Genomic DNA, 21,784 nt, shown 5'->3' with positions numbered 1-21,784 from the left:
ATCCGATTGATAAGTTGATCGAAGTCTATGAAGAAAATAAGAAGCTGTATGAGCGGTTGCTGGAAATGTAGAAGAGTAGGGTGACTGAGGAGCTGGTGGGAATTTATTAAAGATTAAAATTGAATTTTTATAATTGATGACTGTCTTTTGAGCCAGCTTTTATTTTGATTAAAGGATATTTAGTTGATAACCCAATTAATTTAATGTTTCCAAATAATCAATTAGTTCTGGATAAAAATCTGATATACTTTTGTATTTGCTCTTATGCTGACTATAATTATTGAAAAACAAATTTAATTCTTTAAAGTATTTGAAATGTTTTGACTGATTTTCAACTTCCTTTAATTCGGTAGCTGGACCGTATTTTTCACCCATTATTTTGGATACACAGACCCTGACGATTAATTCATCGAGCTCATTTTCCCATTCTTTTTCTTTAAGCTGTTCACCTTTTGCCGTAACTAGAAAAATGTTCTTTTTCTTACTCAATCTTTCTCTATACAATGGAATAAAATCACGGAGATATAAATGGGATACTTCGTGAATGACTACATTTGATAATGGTATGAACGTCACTTTCGAGTCATTAGTCTGGACAATATTTTTATCTTTCAGGTATGCCAGCTTAAATATTTTTTTTCTTTTGAATATTTTGTCATCGATTGAAATTGCATTACTGCCCAGGTTATTTAAAATATCTATAAAAATGATTATTTCTCCTTGGGTGGGTTTGTTATAATATTTCTCAGCATCATTTAATAGGTTGCTTGCAACAATTTTATTTCTAGTAAATTCTACAATTTCGGCGTAATCTGTCTTGTGGGCTTTCAAGAAAGCATCTACTTTACAATCTTTATAAAAAGCATTAAATTTTTCTAAAAAAACATTAATCTCCGAGCTGCGCAATTGATTATCTGAATATGGGATTTTTAATTTGAACGGATATTTGTCAGATAAATACAAACCTATGCTCGAAAGATCATAGCCGTCCCATACTTTAAGATTTCTATACCAATCCAGTGATTTATGATTTTTACAATCTGTAAAATACTGATTAAACTGTTTGTAATAAATTGATGGAGTAGGTTTGGTATCTAACGTATCCATTGTTGCCAAAGTGTAGAAAATACTGACTGCTTCAATTCGATGATCAATTTTTACAATAATATTTTTTTGACCAAACGAATATATATGGATCATTAAAAAGAGGATTAAGATTTTTTTCATTGCTATTTCCTATTAGGTTATACTTTTAGTTTATTTCATTCTATGTTTTTTTAATCATAAAATTTATAAGTAACTCCTATTAAAAGACATTTTCGGCAACACTTTTATTACATAGGATAAATTTACTTCAGTTTTACAATATTCATTGTATATATCATAATCTCAAAAAAAGGTTATTAGGATTACTTTCAAAAAGATACAATTACCTTTTGCTATGATGGTAGTATTTTAAATTTTTTGGGTGCAACTGTAGGAGCAGTAGGAGCTTCTGTAAGCGCTACGATTGGCCCTTGTTCTACTCACATTATAATTAAGAATTAAATGTAGACTCGTAGGTTTTATAAAACGCAACCACCTTTATGGTGGTTATTTTTTTATAGATTTTTCGGGCTTTTCTGAAAGTAAACTTTTCATCTTTTAACTATTGTGGCTCGGGTTAAAGTAAGAATTTTTATTATTCTCAAATAACAATATAATGATAAGCCGAAATAGAGAATAAAATGTTTTAGCAAGATATACCCTTACTGGCGCAAGCATCCCATTTATGCTCGTCAAGACAAATAAAAAGAAACTAATAAAGCAAGCGTGTCTTAATCGGTTACAAGCAGAATGCCCGTGCCTATAAATAAGCTGAATATAGCAGATAAAAGCATTCCAGAAACCAAGAAAGAGAAACGCAACGTTTTCTCTTTTTGATATCAGTGGAGTTGGAGGATATGGAACTCCTTTCTATCCATCAGTGTTTTGATAAGTCTCTATTAGTTGCTACCACTCTTGCTACCACATTATGCTTAAAGCAACTTTAATATAAATGCATACTTAGTTTTCACATACCGGTCTAAAGAGATATATTGTTGTATGAAATTCCTTATAACTTCTTCAATATTTTCTTGATCTATTTTTTTATCAAAAAAGGCAGAAGTGTTATCTTGGAGATTGATATAATTTGAATTTTTGAATTCTTCAGCATCAAATAAAAAATAATCCTGTCTTAGATTGAAATCGTCATCTATTCCAATTGCTAAGACATTTTTAAATCGCCTATGTTTCTCCTTAATTAGGAAGCATAAATTACCATAATCATTTGTATTATTTTTAACACCATAAATTATAGGTAATTCATTAAAAATTTTATTACAAAGTATTTCGTCTAACCCTTTGTTCAACAACCAATTTGTTATATCATTTTTTGTGATATTTTTTATCTTTCTAATACTATTGATTCCCTTTCGCCAATTACGCGAAATGTTCCAATATAATCGCTCTTGTGCAGCTTCAAAGTCTTTACTATTTATAATAAAATCAAAAGCGTTTGGTTTTATAACCCACAATGATTTTGGATTTCTATAAGATTTTTGTTTCAGTCTTCCCCAAGTTTTATTATAAATTCTTGTTCCCGCATATACCTCGTTTCTTAGTATTTTGATAACTTTTGAACGGCTCCATTTTTCCCCATTAGCTATACAAAAATCAGTGCGGTTAATTCTTTCAACTATTTGTACAATTGATCTTTTTTCATGAACATATAATTGAAATATTATTTTAACAGTATCTGTTGAACTATCATTCAACGGGGTGAAAATAACTCTTTCATTTGCAATTTGTTTGTATTCACCTTTTTTTAGGATTCTAACCGGATTTTTATTTACATCTAACAATTGTCTTGTCATTCCGTAAGGAGCGCTACCCCCGGAGGAAAATCCTTGTTGTGAAATTTTGACACAACCATGGAATACTTTTTCACTCAATTGTCTACTGTACTCTGCAGCCATATAACGTTGAATAGATGTTTCTAAACTTGAAATGAGCTGATTAGTTGGTTCAGTAAAACCTCGAGATACATAGATTACTTCTTTTCCATGTTTTGTGCATAAGTATTCGTAATATCCGGATTGATCTGGATTTTGGAACCGTCCCCACCTTGACACATCATAAACCAAAATATAATTGAAATACGGAGCTGTTGGATTTTCAATCCAATCCTTGAACATTCTTTCAAAACCAGGTCGTTTCGCTAGTAATCCACTTTTACCTTCGTCTAGTTCTTGGTGTATTATCTCAATTTTATGTTTATAAGCAAAATCTTCTATATGACCTTGCTGAATTTTTATAGAATTTTCTTGTTTGTCCTCAGCAGAGTGTCTGTAATATGCAATTGCAGTCTTTTTTTTCTGAAAAGATTCTTCGAATATCATACATGTGTTTCCATTAGTTTATATAGATCTTCGAAAAGACATTTCTCTTTCTCTGTTAAGTTTATATTTAAATTCTTTTTTATACTCAACTCCTTAATTAGATTTTTAATCTGTACTGAGATTCCGGAAAGTTGCGTTCTTTCAACTAATTCTTCAACAGAAATATTTGCATCTTCAAGGAATAAAAGTAATTCTTCTTCATGTAGTGATGCTGTCGAAAATATTTTAGCCAATGATATAAAATCTGTTCTTCGATAAATTAGTCCATCACTTACTTTTTTAAAAATGATTTTAACGATATCATCAATTTCAAAATTTCTTATCTTTCTGAGTTTTGGAAGTAGTTGCATAAACACCACCATTTGATATTCTTTCATATCGTGCGCAGCCATCAGCTCAAGATATTCCATTCTCATATCTCGTAATTCAGTGTAGTGAAATAAATTTTTCTGTGTTATTCCAATTAGTGTGGCAATCTCCTTCTTACTTATATTTTTATATTCTTGATTAATTTTGTGGATAGCATTTGCTTTCTCAATTGGTCTCCAATTCCGTCTATTATTTTGCATTTCGTATCTTCTTGCTTCCAATTCACCTGGTGTCATTTTAGGATAAATTCGGCACGGAACCATTTCAAGTTTAAGTTCCTTAGCACATGAAAAACGTCTGTGCCCATCAATTATAAGATACCTATTTGTTTCAATCTCACAAACTTTAAGTGGATCTTCAATTCCATATGTAGAAATCGATTTTAGTAGTCTACTATGATCGGCAGATGTTATACCGAAATTCTTTCTGGGTTGAGTGTGGTCGGCTTGAACATATTCAAGAGGGAGATTTGCGTATTTACTTGGATACGGCTGGAAGGAATCCAGAAGACTCTTTTCGTTCATATATATGAATTTGATTAAAGAAAAGTACAATATAAATGATGGATGTAATCAGCGTTTAATTGTAACTAATTCATATCGTGAATTTAAAATTTATTTATTTTTTATTATAAAAATTGAAATTAAGTTTTATTAACATTTATGTTTTTGGTTTATTAATAAACTTCCAGATTAGTTGAAATACGGATATAGAAATTATTGTAGATTAACATAAATTTGTAATTTGATCTATGAAACTGTCTCAAACTGAAGCCAAATTATATTACTCAGATAATTATTTGAAATTAATTGTTATGAATACTAAGCTTTGTAAACAAACTCTTAAATGTTTAGAGAATTTCTAAAAATCGCAAGTAGGATAGTTTCTATGAAGAAAATACCCCAAAATATAAAAATGGATAGTTGTTTCTACTAATTGTGCTAATAATTGCTTTGTCTTATAAAAGAATGTTAATCCTGCTTTGGTTTATAAGTCCAATATCTGTTTACAGCCTTATCTCTAAGTAATGCAGCTCTTTTTGAAATCTGGTTTTTACTTGTAACTTCCTTAAAATTTATATGCGAATGACCTTCGAATGGAATATTATCATCTACTGAAAATAATGGAGGAATAGAATCAATTTCATCTCTTGTAAGGGATAAGACACCTGCAGAATTCAGTGTTTTTGTATAGTGATTATATGATTCCTCAGCAGTGAAAATTTTACCGTTATACATAGACAATTGTCCATCATCAGCTGACGATGGTGCGAAAGATGGTGATCCAACTCGTAACTCGAATGCTTGTATCGACACTATATCTTTTACCACTTGTGAAGGGTGGATTTGTCTATGTAATAAGTTTTCTTCTTCCATTATAAATAATTAATGATAAACAGATTAACAAATGACCAGTCTTCTCTTTGCGATAGATCGAAGTTATCTTCTTTTTCTTCATCAGAATCGGAATCAAAATAGAAAAAATTAGCATGTAGAGTTTCCATATTAACAGTAGCAATTAAATTCCTTGTATTATTTTTCCACTCTAGCTGAATATTTCCTTCTACAGTAGGAAATATTGCAGGCAAAGGAAGTTTACTACCATAAAATGAATTAAAATGATTTGCAAAAACATCTAATGTTTCTTTGTTTAGTTCGGTCCCTAAACCATTATACCAACCGTTCTTTAATTGTTGTAATTGATGTATTCTGAATGAAACATCTAAAGGATCTAATATATCGAAAGAAGTTATTTCCTGTATTTTAATTAATCTGTCAGATGAATTAAATAGAGCGTTGCCTTGAATTGAAACATACGATTTATTGTTATATTCCTGTACAGCAGTTAAGACTTTATCTGTAATATTTTCTGTTAATTGACATTCTTTTTTACCATATTCCGTTTCAATAGAAAAAGTTTTTTTATCTAAATCAATTGCTGGAACTAATGCGAATAATCTAAATTCTGCAGAATATTCTCTTTGTTGACTGGATAATATTATTCTTTTTCTGGTTTTTTTATTGAGAATCGCAGAAGAACTTTCTGATTTTTCGAAATTATATCCAAAATCTATGGATTCATCATCTAATAAATTTCTACCTATTTTATTAAAATAGGAGATATATTTATGATTGTCATGTGAAATCTCACTATCAGAATTAGCATTGGCTATTATCTGTATAACCTTATCTTTAGCTCTGTGAAAATAACTGAAATTAACCTCCTCAAAAGGCAATCCGGATGAAAAAGACATCATGGTTGACAAAGCAAACATTGGAATAGAGGATCCGTCTTCAATACTTACAAGTTTTAAATAAACTCCGTCAGAAAAACCTTTTGGCACTCTTTGTCTGATAGTATTTTCTTCCAAATATAAGCCCTTGGCTATTTCAATAATTAATTCCTCAAGCGCACGAAAATCATCAAGGATGTCCACCGGCAATGAACTGTCCTCAAATCTTTTTCCGGTTAAACGTGGAGCTATGAAAATATTTTCAGACATTTTCCAATATTTTATCGCAATATACTAAATTTTATAACATCAAGAAACTTTAGAATTATATAAGATTTGCTTACAGGATATTAAGAGTCAGTTATTTGACAATAAACTGAATCCAACTATTATAAGGTTAATATGATATTATTTTTCATCACCTTTTCATTTTTACTCATAATTTTCTTGAAAGTAGTAAAATTATCAACGTTTTGTGGAATTCCTAAACCAACCTTTTTTATGAGCCCATTGGTGTCTTTAATCTTATTAATTTTAATAAAAGAGGTGTCTCGGTGAGGAAATATTAAAACTCCACACTCAGAACTAAAACTGTACATATAGGATATCCAAATCATAATCGAATCCGTATGAATAGAATTGATATATAGCCCCTGATTTTCCTCGTAAATCGGAACCAAAAGGTAATTTTGCTGAAAATGAGTTTATCGTCATAATTATTAATTTAGTTCTAATATACAAATAATTAATCCTAATTTAAATATTTGATGGATCAGTGTGACCTTGAATGATTAGTATCAATACTTATTTTTTATTGATATTATTGTAATCATTTGTCTTTTTATTTAGGAATGTATAAGGGATCGTAATTAAAACAATTACCCTTTTGGGTAATTGTTTTAATCTTTATAAAATAAGAAATTTACACTCATAAAGCTATTACTTAAAATCATTTATTAATAAAAAAATAAGCCATGAAAATTTTAATAACCCTTTTATGTACAGCCCTAGCTGTGGCGAATTTCTATTGCCAAAATAATGAAGTTTTGATCTTATCAGGTAAGATTAAATTTGGTGACATACCTTCAAAAATTACTAATGCTGTAATTTTAAGTACACAAGATGACTTAATTCAAAGATTAAATCAAAGTGGAACTCTGATTCTTAGGAATGTAGAACTAAATCTAGGCAATATTTCACAAAATGATTCATTATTTGTATTGGCAATTGATAAATTAAAATTGGAAAATTCTAAAATAATTACTAATGGAAATTCACTCGAAGTGTACGCAAATAAAATTGAATTTGATGATAGGTCAAGTATCCAATCATTCGATCAATATTTTGCAAAAAACGGTTTGAATGGAAATGAACAAAATATAAATGGTACAAATGGAGATAATGGAGATAATGGTAGTTTAGTGAAATTCTTTATACTGGACAAAATTGAAAGTTTAATTACAATTAATTTAAATGCTCAGAATGGAGGAAATGCAGGAAATGGTATGCCTGGTAAAAATGGCGTTAAAGGTAGCAATGGAAGAAATGCAAGGAATGGTGATTTTGGTTCTTGTAGAAGGGGGCCGGGAAGAGGTAGTGATGGAACTAACGGAACTTCTGGAGGAAATGCCGGTAATAGTGGAAATGGAGGAAATGGAGGATTGTTTTTTGTAAATTATATTAATAAAAGCCCTTCGACTGAAAATCTTTTTAACCTAACTTCTGAAAAAGGCTTAGCAGGTGAATCAGGTGTTATTGGTATTGGGGGAAGAGGTGGTGATGGTGGGGAAAGTGGTTCAAATGCTGGAAATTGTACACATTTAAGTGCGGAAAGAGGACGAGGACGAAAAGGAGCTGATGGGACTGATGGTTTAAAAGGGATTGACGGGAAACCTGGCGAATCGGGTAGACTGATTGTTCAAAAATATACTTTATAGTCTATCTATCTGCTAAATATAAATAAGTAAAGGTTTCACAAAGGGGAACCTTTTTTTGTGTGGAAATAAATTAACATTCTTGTGTCTTGAGAAATGATATACCTGAAAAAGATTAAAATAAAGTTACATGAAGTGTATAAAAACTTTTTTAAAAGAGTTAGATAAATTGCCTCTTTTTATATGACCTAGTATGAATCTTTTAAATAAACAGAAATGTACACTCAAAAAAATGCATATTTCTTCAAATGGTTAAGTGTCAATTTCTATTCTTAGATGTTTTAGCAATCCGAACCACCATTTTAATATGGAGTCATTATTTACTATTCTATGAATATTTGTCTCATCATTTTGCCAATTACCATTCATTGCAAAATGTATCTGTTTAACATCAAAAACTTTACTCTTTTCTTCCTCTAAAAGGTCAATGAAATCTTTTTTTTCAAAATCACTGGCGTAGGATGTGAAAGTTTTTTCTAATGCTTGACTAGAGGTTATATGCCAATGAGGCTGGGAGTGATTTTGGTAATCGGTATCGTAGTCATCCCATTCCGCTCGAAATAATTGATATTTATCCTCATCTAAGATATCACCTTGAAATACACAAATTGATAAGTTTAAGTGGAAATTAGTTGTATTGGGTGCAATTATTTTTTTTATCTCAAAAAACATCCAGTAATCATTAAACCACCTGAAAACCTTAACCTTTTCCAACGGAATTTCAAATCGATTGATAGCATACGATGTACCGTCAGCGCGAAATACCGAAAGTCTCGGAGTCCGTGATATTTCTCGGATGTTAAAATGATCTTCGAAGAATAAACTGCTTTTTCTATTTAAATCTTCAATTAATAAATCAATATCAACCATATTAAATTTCTGGATAAAAGAAAGACAATGAGTTTTTAGATAGGTGTCTTACAGAACTGTTCCCAGATGATAACTCTTTACCAATATTAACTAACCTTTGATATGGAGATGAATTACGAATTATATCATTATGAACATTAGGTAATGGTATGTTTTTAATAAAATTATTACCTAAGTCATACCATTTTCCTCCAGCAAGTTCTTTGGAAAAGATGGATAATAATAAATCGAAATAGTCACTTGAAAAAATTGCAAGATAAAAATATAAATCGTCATCTGACATTCCTTTTTTTGGAACAAAGGCGTTACCTTCTACAACTACACCGTTACCTTTAGGATAGAAACCAAAAGATGATGAATTTCCAAATCTTGAAGAGTAAAGTTTTATATCACTTTCAAATTGCCAATTACGAGGTCTTGTTAATGCCCACCATTTATCTTTTAATCCAGACCTATTTTGTAATTTATTCTTGTGAGGAACCAAAGATTCTTGCGCAAAAGCATAGTGATGAAGATCCTCTTCGTTTTCAATCATTAATCCAGTTTTATTGTAAGGATACCAAACAAATTTTTTCTCGGAAAAATGCCCATTATTTACCGTTGAATTATCTATAAGAGGCCTGAAAATTTTTTGATCCTGTTCAACGAGTGCATGATATTGTTCATCTGAAATTTCAAAAATATTTTTAACTCCAAGTAATGCACCTTGGTTAACTTTAAATAGATCTTGTAGTTTTATTAATTTTCTTGCTCGAAGGTATAAATCTAATTCTGATATAAATTTATTTTCCTTTAATGAAATTATTCTCCAACTTTGATCTAAGATTGGAAAATGGGCAGGTTTATAAATACTATATAAGATCGATGATTTTGCAACCTCATTATTTTTCTGCAATTTTCTAAGTTCTCTTAGAGCTTCTTGCGCAACACCTTTTTCATTCTTTGTCCATATTAAAGTTGGATTAATAGTCGTTTCTTTTTTTATTCCGGTAAAAATACTAACATCAGTAAGTGCATCATCAAAAACAAAGTTACCCATTTTCCCAACCAACTTTAAATCTATCTCAGATGTAATGTACTGTCTTAATTTAACGTAGATATCTAATGTATAAATAGAACTTGGTAAGACGCAACCAATTACACCGTTTTGATTTAATGAATTTACTGATTTGAGAAAAAATGCACTTGCTTGATTAGGTTTTCCTTTTGGTATAAATTCTTGCAAAGTTTCTCTAACAACATTTTTTACTTCTTTATCTTTAATTAATTCAAAAGATGTAAACGGAGGATTCATTAAAACAATGTCATTAATACCCCAATCCTGTGTTAAAGAGTCTTCTACAACTCTTAAATTGATATTAATTCTATTATCCCACTGAGTTCGGTTTTCATAATGCAGTAAAAATTTTGATGTTTCAATTGCATTTATTGATGAGTCAAAACCTTTTATGTTAATTATACCAGTAAAGTTTTTATTTTTTAGTTGCTTTAGTATTTCTATTAAAAATTCAGAAGATCCGCATGATGGATCTAAAATTGTTAATTCAGTAAAATCATTCAACTGTATATTATTTATACAGTTCTCAACAATCGTTCTTGCAAGATATTGTGGTGTATAATGAATACTTGTGTAAGCAATAGATTGAGTTACCAAAGTGCTTGATGCACCTCCAAACAAATCTCTTTGTGGATTGAAAAATAAAACGTTTCTATTCGCCTCCTGAAAAATTTTCCCAGAAGAATGTCGTAAAATTATATCTAAATTCGGTTTTGCATTCCTTACACCATTACGCAACACTTCAACAAAGTAATCAAAAGAGTCTGGTAAATTAACGTCTTCAATGTACCATTTTTGAGCATCAATATTATTATAGTCCTCATCAATAGATATCAGTAATTTAAATAAAATATTTAATGCCTCAACCGGTTCAGACCTCTCTAGTGTAATATTTCTTAGTTGTCGAAATATATCAATAATAAAGGGAGCAAGGTCATTTTCTGTTTTATATGATTTAGAAAATATATAATTGTAGAATTGATTGAAATTCGAAACAATATTATCTTTTTTAATTTCTTCAGATTTATTCTCGTACCAATTCCTAATCAAAATTTTATCATCAAAAATTTTGATGAAATTTTTTGTACTGGAAGACCATGCAATTTCATCTAATTTTGCATCTTCATCATCGAATGTCTGCATACAGAAGTCAGAATAACCTCCATTTAACATAAGATAACGATTTTCTCCTTCTTGAGGGTTAATCTTGATAGGTAAAACTCCTAATTCTTTTTCCCAAATACTTTTATCTTTTAAATCCACAGTAAAGTAAATTATTTGCTACAAAATTAAATAATTCCTAAGCAATATTATATAAATTGTTTAATCACTTTGTCAACATAAGATACTTAAAAAAAAATTATTGATTTTTGAACAGATAATAATTCAGTTAAGGTATTTATGATGATATGTTAGATATTTTACTACCAAATTTTATTGGAAAGATTATACTTTAGTCTTCGATATCAATAATAAAATCATCAATTTCACTTTTTGTTATTCCAACCTTAAAAGGATCTTCAACAAGAATTTCATTATAAACTCTTTTAATATCTGGAATTACAGTTATTTTTAATTCTCCATTTTGTTTAAAAGATTTCGAAATAAGTTTCCAATTAACAACTATGACATTTTCTTCTTTTAATGGTTTGATAAAGATTTCATCTGATATATATATGTCATCACCAACTAAAATATTCTTTTTAGGAATGATGCTAATCAATTGTATCTCTTTATCTATATAAATGTCTGGAGTGATAGTATTATACTCTATTAAACTATACTTAGGTATGATCTTATTTGTTTTATCGAGATCATCTATATCACCATTAATTTCAAGAATAATTTTAAACTCTTCGATAGGTGCATTTCCGGTATTCTGTATTTTAATATTGAACTTTGCAAAGCTTTGATTGATTTTAATTTTGTAATTATGAAAGGTTGTTATTGGAGCAAAAATTTTTTGTTGATTCGCAAACATACCAAAAAATGCTGTTGTAGTCATTTCGTTTATGGGAACAATTTTGGGTTTATAGATAATAACCGATTCTCTAAATTTGGGATTGATCTCTAATTCGGATTTTCCATTTTCAAATGTGACTTTTACCGAATTGTTAGATTTAAAATTTATACTGTTAACATAGAAATTATAAGTGTCCGGATTTTCATTTATAAGATCTACAATGTCTTCCCAACAATATAAATGCACCTCAAATATTTTTTTTTCTATATGTTCTATATTTTTGATCCTTATATATTCTTCTATATTTGCATCTTTATTTGCAGTTGTGGCGAAGTAAAACTTTTTTAGTTTAGGTTTAAATTTTAAAGCATAGTTGATTTCTTTATCTATTTCATTTTTAGTTAATGCTTTGTTAGTATATAAATCCTTTCCTTTACATTGAATTCCATAATATTCAGATTCATATTTTGGAATCCCATAAATATCTACTCCATTTTGAGATTGTCCTTGACGACCGTTTTTTTTGATTTCAGGACATTTCCAAATCTCACCCCACAATTTTTTACATAGGTTTTCAAAATCTTGCCAGTTTTCAGGATTTCTTAATTGTTGTGATGCTTTCATATTATAATTGTAAGATAATGGATAAGATATAATTTTCTTTTTTTAATTCCAAATATATCGTTGATTATGAATTGGTTTAAATTTAAACTATTTTATAGTCACTTTCTTTTAATCTTAGTCAAGATTAAAATGACGATTTAATTTTTTAATATCTCCGTTACTATTCATAAAATGGCAAAGATGCCGGTGATCCCCGATCCCCGGTATTCTTATGATAAAGTAAGACAATATGATATTCACCGTCAAATTAAAGAGGATGTTAGTTGAAATTGGACTGCCAAGACATAAACTTTAATGATAAAATATCAATCTTTCCATTCTCTATAATCCGTTAAAATTAACAGTGAATTATTCACAGCTGTAAAAAAAGACAGCATGGTCCTACCTTAAATAGTAACTGAGATTTTTTACTTTTTTCTGTAACCTTCAACATATATTTTCTTTATGTAAGGGTAAAAACTTCCGTAAACCGTAATACCTTGATAAAAGTTACCTATCTTGTCAAATTTCATGTTAACGCTAAAAGTTTGTGAAGTATTTGGTAACATAACACTATCGTACTTTGAGACCTCATTACATGAACATGGTGGTTTAATTGTAAGTGAAGTTAAATTTCGGTTGCCTTTATTTCTTATTGTAATATTAACAGTTTTATTGTCTCCATTTATAGTATCTAAATCGATAAACTCTGGAATTTCTATTTTTGTTAATTGATTGTCCGGTATTTTTGATATTTTTTTATAAATTTCATCACTGTTTTTTAGATTAAATCTGCTTTTATTAGTGATTTTTTCTTCCTTACAAGATAGCAGGCATAGAAAAAATATACAGATGTATGTTTTCATATTATAAGTTTCATAGTTATAGTTTATTATTGCAATATTTTCAATTTATATAAGTAACCGTTAAAGGTTGCCATTTTCCATTCTTTGGACTGAGGATAATAAAAATATGAATAGGTATCCTTGTTAAGTTTTAAAATGGCTGTTCTTCTTTTATCAACAGATTTATAAAAAAAGGTTACAAAAAAACCGTTTTCCGGATATTTAATAATCTTAGGTAAAACGATATCCCATTTCTTCTGCACAGTTTCAGAAATATCTTTTTGAAATGACAAGATAGGATTATCATTATCAGGAAAACCATTTACATTGGGTAATATCTGAATTTCAATACTGCCATTTATATCATTAGGAAATGACGCAGGCTCTGGAAAAAAAGTAATTGATTTAACAAAAGTCTTCTTTTTTACATCTACTTGAATAAACGTTGCAACTAAATTGTTCGGAAATATTGCTGCTGAATAACGTTTTAATTCATTACCATTTATTGTTTTTTCTTTTTTATTATTCAAGTTATCACCTGAAATATGAACTTCTTCAATTTCTTTTACTTTATCAAAAAAGTATAGTGTGTCATGACTTATTGAGAAATCCAATAATTTTCCATTATAAACTATTTTATCTTTAGTATCAAATGGAAAGTTTTTAAAATTAGATTTATCAATCTCAACGCTTTTTTGTTCGTGTAAAACGGTGATATTTTCGAAAATCTTTTCATCCGAATTCCTAATAAAAGTCTGACTTTTAAAAAGCAAAGAGAAGAATAAAAAGGAAAAGAGCGTAGCTCTTTTCCCTTGTTTTTTACTATGTTCGTTTACTAACATGAAGTGTACATTGTTTCTGTATGTGTGCTTACACCAACCCAAAATACATGATATGTTACTTGGACTTCACATCCACATACCGGCGTACCATCTGCCTGTATTTCTCCGGTTGGCGAGCATGGGCCATATCCTGTTATTTCACTTCCCCAAAATTTACGGGATGTCGATTCGTCTGATTGAGTATCATCAAATGAACTTAGTGCAAATATGGATGCTAAGCCTAACATACCCACTAAAAATTTCTTTTTCATAGTTATTGAATTTAATATTTTCATGTCCCTACTTATTTTGTCAAATTTCAACAGAGAAATTCAAACTTTCCTTTCGGCGGTAGGTTTTCGGGCTACTTCCTACCTTTCTGTTGCGCAACATATTCTTCAAGGAGTTTTTATTAAAAAACTTCCATAAATTGACTAATTTGGAATAACTTTTTGAAATCTAAGAATAGCAATTTTGCTGATGGATAGAGGTTCAAAATTATTAGTTTTTTTCATTTAACGATGAGATATTGAAAATTATTGTTTCAATCAAAAATATTTTTTTTAAATACCGGTTCAATTTAAATGGTCAAGAAATCTATTTATATAATTATCAACAATCCCGAAGCACGTAATATATCCAAAACATTAATTAATACCAATATAAGTCGTATTAATATTACTTAATAGTAGTAAATTCGAATTAATGGCAAATCATTGAAATAATTTTCTAATCTTTCGAGCGGTAAACTTTTACACATATGAAAAGTTGATATGCAAAGAGAAACATTAAGAAAAAACAAATATTTGTTCCATTGTCTAAAATAGATGCAGTTTTATATATTCTCATTTTCGGTGTATCAATTTCAAAATCTTCATACGATATTCCTAATGCGTAATGTAATGCATTGTAAAAATTTGTATGATTGTCAATTACAGCAAATGAAAGAATGATTCCTAAAATACTGATCAAAATTCCAATTAAAGATAATTTCTTCATTGATTTAGTATTAATTATTATAAGTTTTAATGGACTGAAGTTCAAAATTTAGTAACCTCTATCGTTTTTAAATTCCTTCTCGCATTTTAAAGAACAAAATTCCTTCTTATCAGTTACACATTGAACTTTTATACCTTTTTCATAGTCTTTTACGTACTTATATATATTTGGAGAGTTCCAACCATCCCCAGTAAACATAAATCTAATACCAATTTCATCAGCAACCGCTTGATATGAGGGTTTCAAATATTTGTTTTGAACAAAAGAATTTCCGCACCACTTGCAATTGCCTTCTTCACTACCGCAAATCTGTGATGGAATTTCTTCCAAATTTTTAGGATTTTTTGCCTCCGAACATAATTGTTTAAATATTGAAAGGTAATGTTGATCTTTTTCTAAACTTAAAAGTTCATTTTCAGAAGGAATATATTGATATTCTTCACCCTCTTCTATGTTGTCTGACATTACAATATCGTTCCGTGAAAATGTTGATGAATTTTTATTATCACCATTGATTTCTTCCAATGTTTCATTATTTCCACTGTTATCAGTTACAGAAGATTTCCGGTTCTGATTATCAGTCACTATTGTATGGGTAAACCGGAAATCCAACTTTTCTTTCCTGTCGAAATAATCATATATAATCAACATTGAGAATGAAAATATGAAATAGGCAAGCCAAATAGAAAATACCGTAACTCTAGGAATTTCTTTTTCATCATGTTCCGCTACAAATGAATAAAGTATTACAGATAGTATTTTGATTATTATAATAATAGCAAAAAACGGTAACAAAAAGGTTGTAGAAATGAGTGACTCAAAGTCAAAATTCTCAAGATAATCAGTTAACTTCATGATATGTTTTCTATTTTTTATAATAGTCTAACTTTTTATCTTTTGTTCCGTCACCATTTTGGTCATAATAGTCATAATCTTGAAGAATGAGTTCATTTGAGTCGCTATGCTTTATATAATATTTCTCACCATCAATATTTAAGATGTTAGTTGAAGAACTGTAAGAATATGGGTATGTTTCAACACCTCCAATTTGCTGACATTGGTTAGTCGAATAATTTAAAACATAGTTCGTCAACAGATATTTACTATTGGAGGTTAACTCATGTATAGCCTCTATCTCACATTTTGCGTGATTATAAGAATTTAAAGGTACATCAGTCTTTCCATTTAGAATAATAGTTTTATATCGGTGCCATTTGCCGATGAATTGCTGTGATTGATTTTTGTTTTCTTCTGTTGTTTCAGAATCACCATTTGAACATGATGTTAGTAATAGGATAGTTAAGATTGATAGACAAACTTTTTTCATTGTTAAAAGTTTTTATTTCTTCAGTCCCAAAAAGAATTGTTATTAATAAAGAAAGCATGAGGACTACTAACAAATTCTATCAAGAAGGTTCTGGTAAACCGTTGGAGTCGAAAATGTAGCATCCCCATGCCATATAGATATGACATGGAAGTTGCTAACATAATCCCTCCAAATAAAATTTACCAGATTTTCTTGAGGACGTCGTTAGACAAGCATTCTATGTGTTCGAAATGTCTTTAAAATTGGATTTTTATAATCCTAATTACAGCAAATATAGTCAGTCTTTTTATAAATTGAAAATTTATTAATTCTTATACAGTCTTTTCTGATATATAAAAACTTTAAAAATGCTTTAAAACTATGTTCTTTTTTACATAATTATTATGATTTTACGGTACTTTTAATGTGTATTTATAGTATTTTTTGTCGTAAGTATTTGCAGGCTTAACTTTAAATTGAAAAATAATTTAATTCACTGTTAAATACTATGACCATTAAGTTTGTTCTAATTTTCACCATTCAAAAATGAAATTATTTTGCACAAAAAATACCGTCATCTAATTGAAATTAACGTTAATTTTTTTAATATATAAAAGTAATTTGTTATAAATGAAACAATTCTTATCAAATCATTTCAAGTTTCGTAGCAACATTTTTTACTTTTTGTACTGTTTTGGTTGACATTTCAAGGAGTTTTCCAATCTCTCTCAAAGTTCTTCCTTTTTTCAGATATTCCAACGCCTTCTTATTTTTTGGTTTATTGATAAAGATTGCATCACTTTCATTGGATCCGATGGGTCTTCCGAAGGTTACCAGTCCGCGTTGTTTCGAGATTATTCTACCGGCAGAAATCCTTTCCCTAAGATTTGATAACTCTTGTTCATATAATGAAGACATAATTGTGGAGATTATTTTCCATACAGGATTTTTCTTTCCATGTGGTAAGGATTGAAGACCCATATTTCTTACCACCACATTAATCTCTTTTTCATCGAGCCACTCAAGAGTTCTAATAACATCACCGGTATTTCTTCCAAGCCGGGACAGTTCTTCTACAACAATTTCTCTCACCTTACCTTCTTCAACTAGTTGAATTAACTCTTTGGATTTCGGACGATCTTTAAAACTTACTGCTCCCGAAATTTTGTCTAGTAGTACTAAGTCGTATTTATCCTTATCCACTTCAAATCTGTTTCCGGTTTGAAGCATGGTTGAAACTCTATTGTATTTCACTCTCATATTGATGTAATTTAAATTTCAAATTAAATTTACAGCTAAAGTGCTGTTCTGCCTACGCATTTAGCATTATTTAGCGTTTCAAATAGCTTTACTTTTTATATTAATTTATTCGACCGCAGGATAGGTGCAAAACAAAACAGTATATCAATTACTAATAAAAAAGAAAGGTGCTTACTAGCACCTTTCAATATTTATCATCTAATTATTATACCCCCGCCCCCTTACCTTAAATCCTCCCTCCGTCCCGCCTCCCTTTAACTTCATTAAAATATAGGGGATGATATCGTGAAAAAATATTTTTGCCAATTTTTTCTCCCGAGTTTGGAACTTTCCTATATTTAATCAAAAAAAACTTTGATATAAACACAGACCCCAAAATAAAAATAAAAATTTTTCCATTTTTTTGTCTGGAAATTGGACTTTTGATAATTACGCAGATTTCTTTTTGATGATAAATTCGTCAGCTATTGATAATGGAAGACCGGAATAAACTTCTGCTATACATTCATTTCTTAAAGTTCTGGCTCTTCCAACTGCCTGTATCAAGTCTGATTCTATTAATGGTAGTTGAATTTTCCTGAGATCTTCATTATCAAAAGTATTGAACATAAACTTAAAACCATTATATTCAATTTTTTGGTACCGGAACGGCGAGTTAAAATAATCGAATTTTACTCCCATTAATTTAGCAAGAAGGAAATATTCAATATTGTTTCGGTGTGGTGTTCCAACAACGGTCAGGTCTTTACCACTCAAATAATCGTATCCGGAACAGTTCCCAAAATGGATATCTTGTGTTGGATTTTTAAATAACCCTTTAAGTTTTTGGAAGGTAATGACTGTTTGATCCCCAACTTCCACACTAACACTGTGACCATATCTTTCCAGACCACTTCTTGAGCATGAACGCCTGGTATACTGGATGACCTTTCCAACCTGTTCCACATTTCTTATGTCAATGGATTCAAATTCAATATTTGGATACAATTTCTTATAAAAATCAATTGGAATGGTCGCTGAAAGGATAATATTTTTTGTATTTTTCGGTAGTTCCTTTTTCATAATATAATGAATAAAATCTTCATGTTTGATAAAGAATTTACTGTTGAGGAAATCAAACACGTTGGTTTCCAAAATTCTTTTATCATCAATAAATTTAAATAAATCATCCTCATCTATATCAAATAATGGGGTTTCATAAATTCCCTCTTTAAGACCTAAAAGGTAGTCTGTTACCGATTTTAAAGGTTTATAGAGATACTGCACTCCAACTATATCTTTGACTGAAGTTGTTTTTATTTCAATTAATGTATTAAGAGGATCTTCATCAAAAATTACGGTTTTGTGCAAAAGAGAATCAGAATTAATTATTCTTTTATGTGTTGATAAAACGGTTATTTCTGGATTATCACACAGGTCGAGTTGATGACAGTAATCTATTGCCAACTGTACATCTTCCTTGTTGGATGGATCTTTTCCTTCCGCAACATTCCGTATGGTTTTCATGGATTTTTTCGGTAATCCGATCTGATAAAAATATTCTATTTTTTTGTTGAGAAATGGATCTTTAAACTGAATCATATCTGGTGAATAACTATACGCAACATTCATTCTTTCTTTTATTTCATTCTTCAGATGATTGGTGGGTAAGGCAATAATACACTTTTCCAAATTTTCAAGCAACCGAGTTTTACCAATGGCGGTTGGCAGTGAGAAAATATAGGTCTTACCGGTTTCTTCATTTGAAATAACCTCAGTGAATTTTGAAATCATTTTATCTTCCGCCTCTTTGAGACTTATATTCTTAACCGGTTTTAAGATCTCAATATGTCCACGAATATTTAGAACTTCTGTTATAATGTCATGAATCTCCTGATCTTCCTGATAGGATGAAAACCTATGGACTGGAATCGGATTATATCCTTTATATTTAACATAAGGTAAAATGGCAAAGTTATTTTTGGAATAATCCGTTTCACCAGATTTGTTAAATTTATTCATGATTGATTTCATCTTCTTTAATCCGCCTCTCACATACATGAGATTGGTTGCCAATCCTAATAATTCCTGATGATATAGCCATTTTCCACTATTGAAATCATTTAGTATTTTTATTTTTTCGCACGCCTGATCCCAATTGATTACTTTTTCCCCTGCTATAGAAGTACAATTTAATTTATTATGTGATGCTAAAAAATGTACATTCTTATCATTAGAATATAAGGGTTTACAGAAATTAGCATCAATTGAAGTAATATCAATAATACTTCTTGTAAGATTATTATCTCTGGCAATTGTATTTATATCAATGAATTGAATAAAATATTCGAGAGAAAGGGGATTTTCATTGGTTACATTGATGTTTGTTCCACCATAGAAAATTCTGGAAGGATTTTTACAGTTGGGATCCGTGGAGAATAACTTTTCCAAAGTTCTCATTATTTTCGTGTACATCTTTATACATGTAATTGGGCTATCGAAAAATAGAACAACTCTGAATTTATGTAGTTGTTCGGAACTACTGAAAGTATCATAATGCAGATTTGGAATAATATCAAATTCTTTGAATTTAGAATAAACCTCTTCTAATGTTATTTCTCCTTTATCGAAGTCCATCCCAATTATCGAAGATTCTATCCAGTTGTCATCTTTTATCAATCCCGAAAATACACCACCACACCAACTGTGTGCATTTGGTTTTAAGATTAATCTTGAGAAATCATTTATGTTTGTTTCTGTTGGGGCCATTGAATTATATACATTTTTAAACAAACCATCTCCCAACTTTTCGTTGAAAATTCTGTTAGTTACAGAATATTTAAATTTTTTTTCTTCCATTATTTTTTATTGTTTAAGGAAGTTTATGATTTCGGGTAACCGTCCTCAATAAAAATATAACCGCAACAAATGGAAAAACCAAAACTGTGTGTAAAATTTAGCATTATTTAGCACTTAATTGTACTTGCATAAGTTTAATATTCTAGCTATTTTTCACAAAAAAAGTAAATGACAATTTATCTGTTTACATTAGACGATCATCTTACAGAAGATATTTCCGTAATTGTTGATATGCTAAATAAAAGTAAAGGTTCATTAAAATTCAAAATTTTACCTTACCGGTCATCAACCGGTTATTATAAATTATATTATCAGAGCAAATCCCTAACTCTTGAATCTATCTCAGAAATTTGTAATGAGTTAAAAGGTGAAAATAATGTTTTTGAAAATTATGGTATTTTAATAACGTCTAAAAAAATTGAAAAACCTAAAGCTATTACATTAGACGGTAAGGAGTCATGGTATAGTGCATTTGTATTCAAAAATATTGCTATCAACTCTAATGACTGGGAAGAGATTACAGAGGATCGATCCTACCTTGCCATTGCTCACCAAATTATTGAAAACATATTCCAATCTTTGTCACAAATAAATTTAGGATCAACTGAATTAATGCAAGAAATACATCTGAATTCAAAAGGATGTATAAACGATTATGGTAGAAATAGAGTAGAAATTTACGCTAAAATAATGTCCGGTTACATCTGTAAAAATTGTCAGGAAAAATTTATTGATAGAGGAAATGACGAACCAACTCTTAATCAAATCAAAAGTACTTTAACAATAATTAGAAATCGAATCACAGATAATTACGATTTAAATTTAAATGTGAATGAAACCATTTCGGTTGATAAATATGGTCAAATTAGCGTAGGAAGACACAAGATTAATTTTGGTAATGCTAAAACATTGGCTCACATCTACTTGTTTTATCTAATTAATCACAATTTAAAGATCGGGCATAATGATTTTTTGGAAAAAAAAGAGATTCAAGATAAATTCACTTCACTTCATAAAGTTACCGGAGAGTATAAAAATAAATTTCACATGATAGGCTATGTGGATAGTATGAGTACATATCATACTAGAATTAAAAAGTATATTCAGAATTCATTAACAATCGAAAGTTTGTACAAAAAATTTCATTACAAAAGTAAAAAAAGTAAGGAGTATGGTCACCATTATTGGCTGGAGTTCGAATCTTCACAAGTTGAACTCGATCCGTCACTACAACAATATAGAGTAAAAGTGTAGCGCGACACTT

18 protein-coding genes are annotated in these 21,784 nt (G+C 29.6%); 2 read left to right on the top strand and 16 right to left on the bottom strand.

Going from position 1 to position 21,784, the window contains the following annotated elements:
• Positions 1-195: 195 nt before the first annotated feature.
• From BMW64_RS03015 to BMW64_RS02995, 5 genes are all read right to left on the bottom strand, one after another.
• Positions 196-1,200: a DUF4932 domain-containing protein gene (locus BMW64_RS03015; protein ID WP_177175224.1), complete on the bottom strand. Its 1,005-nt coding sequence runs from the start codon at positions 1,198-1,200 to the stop codon at positions 196-198.
• An 818-nt stretch (positions 1,201-2,018) separates the two neighbouring features.
• Positions 2,019-3,422, bottom strand: a complete 1,404-nt coding sequence (locus BMW64_RS03010) for a recombinase family protein (RefSeq protein WP_089998342.1) — start codon at positions 3,420-3,422, stop codon at positions 2,019-2,021.
• Complete coding sequence (locus tag BMW64_RS03005; RefSeq protein ID WP_089998341.1) at positions 3,419-4,315, bottom strand: ParB/RepB/Spo0J family partition protein; 897 nt, start codon at positions 4,313-4,315, stop codon at positions 3,419-3,421. Before BMW64_RS03005 ends, BMW64_RS03010 begins: the two co-directional genes overlap by 4 nt.
• 447 nt (positions 4,316-4,762) lie before the next feature.
• Positions 4,763-5,167 carry a hypothetical protein gene (locus BMW64_RS03000; protein WP_089998340.1) on the bottom strand — a complete coding sequence of 135 codons (405 nt, stop codon included), beginning with the start codon at positions 5,165-5,167 and terminating at the stop codon, positions 4,763-4,765.
• On the bottom strand, positions 5,167-6,294 hold the full coding sequence (locus BMW64_RS02995; RefSeq protein WP_089998339.1) for a hypothetical protein: 1,128 nt from the start codon (positions 6,292-6,294) through the stop codon (positions 5,167-5,169). Before BMW64_RS02995 ends, BMW64_RS03000 begins: the two co-directional genes overlap by 1 nt.
• Before the next feature lie 704 nt (positions 6,295-6,998).
• Between BMW64_RS02995 and BMW64_RS02985 the strand changes: the two genes are divergently transcribed.
• The gene (locus BMW64_RS02985) at positions 6,999-7,961 is read left to right on the top strand and encodes a hypothetical protein (protein WP_089998337.1); all 963 of its coding nucleotides are present in this window, start codon (positions 6,999-7,001) and stop codon (positions 7,959-7,961) included.
• A gap of 249 nt (positions 7,962-8,210) precedes the next feature.
• Here the strand turns inward: BMW64_RS02985 and BMW64_RS02980 are convergent, their stop codons facing one another.
• The 11 genes from BMW64_RS02980 to BMW64_RS02930 all read right to left on the bottom strand — a co-directional run bounded on the left by BMW64_RS02980 (position 8,211) and on the right by BMW64_RS02930 (position 20,520).
• A complete protein-coding gene (locus BMW64_RS02980; RefSeq protein ID WP_089998336.1) occupies positions 8,211-8,828 on the bottom strand; it encodes a hypothetical protein in 618 nt (205 codons plus the stop codon).
• A 1-nt stretch (position 8,829) separates the two neighbouring features.
• Positions 8,830-11,148 (bottom strand): N-6 DNA methylase, encoded by a 2,319-nt coding sequence (locus BMW64_RS02975; RefSeq protein WP_089998335.1) that lies wholly within the window; start codon positions 11,146-11,148, stop codon positions 8,830-8,832.
• A gap of 190 nt (positions 11,149-11,338) precedes the next feature.
• The gene (locus BMW64_RS02970) at positions 11,339-12,472 is read right to left on the bottom strand and encodes a restriction endonuclease (protein ID WP_089998334.1); all 1,134 of its coding nucleotides are present in this window, start codon (positions 12,470-12,472) and stop codon (positions 11,339-11,341) included.
• A gap of 407 nt (positions 12,473-12,879) precedes the next feature.
• Entirely contained in the window at positions 12,880-13,317 is a 438-nt protein-coding gene (locus BMW64_RS02965; RefSeq protein WP_089998333.1) for a DUF1573 domain-containing protein, read from the bottom strand.
• Between the two features lie 26 nt (positions 13,318-13,343).
• A complete protein-coding gene (locus BMW64_RS02960) occupies positions 13,344-14,138 on the bottom strand; it encodes a hypothetical protein (protein WP_143052632.1) in 795 nt (264 codons plus the stop codon).
• Positions 14,132-14,365 (bottom strand): hypothetical protein, encoded by a 234-nt coding sequence (locus BMW64_RS02955; protein ID WP_143052631.1) that lies wholly within the window; start codon positions 14,363-14,365, stop codon positions 14,132-14,134. The genes BMW64_RS02960 and BMW64_RS02955 overlap by 7 nt, the downstream gene beginning before the upstream one ends.
• Positions 14,366-14,846: 481 nt before the next feature.
• On the bottom strand, positions 14,847-15,116 hold the full coding sequence (locus tag BMW64_RS02950) for a hypothetical protein (protein ID WP_089998330.1): 270 nt from the start codon (positions 15,114-15,116) through the stop codon (positions 14,847-14,849).
• Between the two features lie 48 nt (positions 15,117-15,164).
• Complete coding sequence (locus tag BMW64_RS02945) at positions 15,165-15,971, bottom strand: hypothetical protein (RefSeq protein WP_089998329.1); 807 nt, start codon at positions 15,969-15,971, stop codon at positions 15,165-15,167.
• A 10-nt stretch (positions 15,972-15,981) separates the two neighbouring features.
• On the bottom strand, positions 15,982-16,443 hold the full coding sequence (locus BMW64_RS02940) for a hypothetical protein (protein ID WP_089998328.1): 462 nt from the start codon (positions 16,441-16,443) through the stop codon (positions 15,982-15,984).
• A gap of 624 nt (positions 16,444-17,067) precedes the next feature.
• Positions 17,068-17,682, bottom strand: coding sequence for a recombinase family protein (locus BMW64_RS02935; RefSeq protein WP_089998327.1), 615 nt, complete (start codon positions 17,680-17,682; stop codon positions 17,068-17,070).
• 429 nt (positions 17,683-18,111) lie between these two features.
• Positions 18,112-20,520 (bottom strand): hypothetical protein, encoded by a 2,409-nt coding sequence (locus tag BMW64_RS02930; protein WP_089998326.1) that lies wholly within the window; start codon positions 20,518-20,520, stop codon positions 18,112-18,114.
• Positions 20,521-20,688: 168 nt separating this feature from the next.
• Between BMW64_RS02930 and BMW64_RS02925 the strand changes: the two genes are divergently transcribed.
• Positions 20,689-21,774 (top strand): hypothetical protein, encoded by a 1,086-nt coding sequence (locus tag BMW64_RS02925; protein ID WP_089998325.1) that lies wholly within the window; start codon positions 20,689-20,691, stop codon positions 21,772-21,774.
• Positions 21,775-21,784 lie beyond the last annotated feature (10 nt).

This window comes from Chryseobacterium taichungense, assembly GCF_900109935.1.
Classification (GTDB): domain Bacteria; phylum Bacteroidota; class Bacteroidia; order Flavobacteriales; family Weeksellaceae; genus Chryseobacterium; species Chryseobacterium taichungense.
Note: the sequence above shows the minus strand (reverse complement) of the source record. Positions and strands in the feature narration are given on the sequence as shown.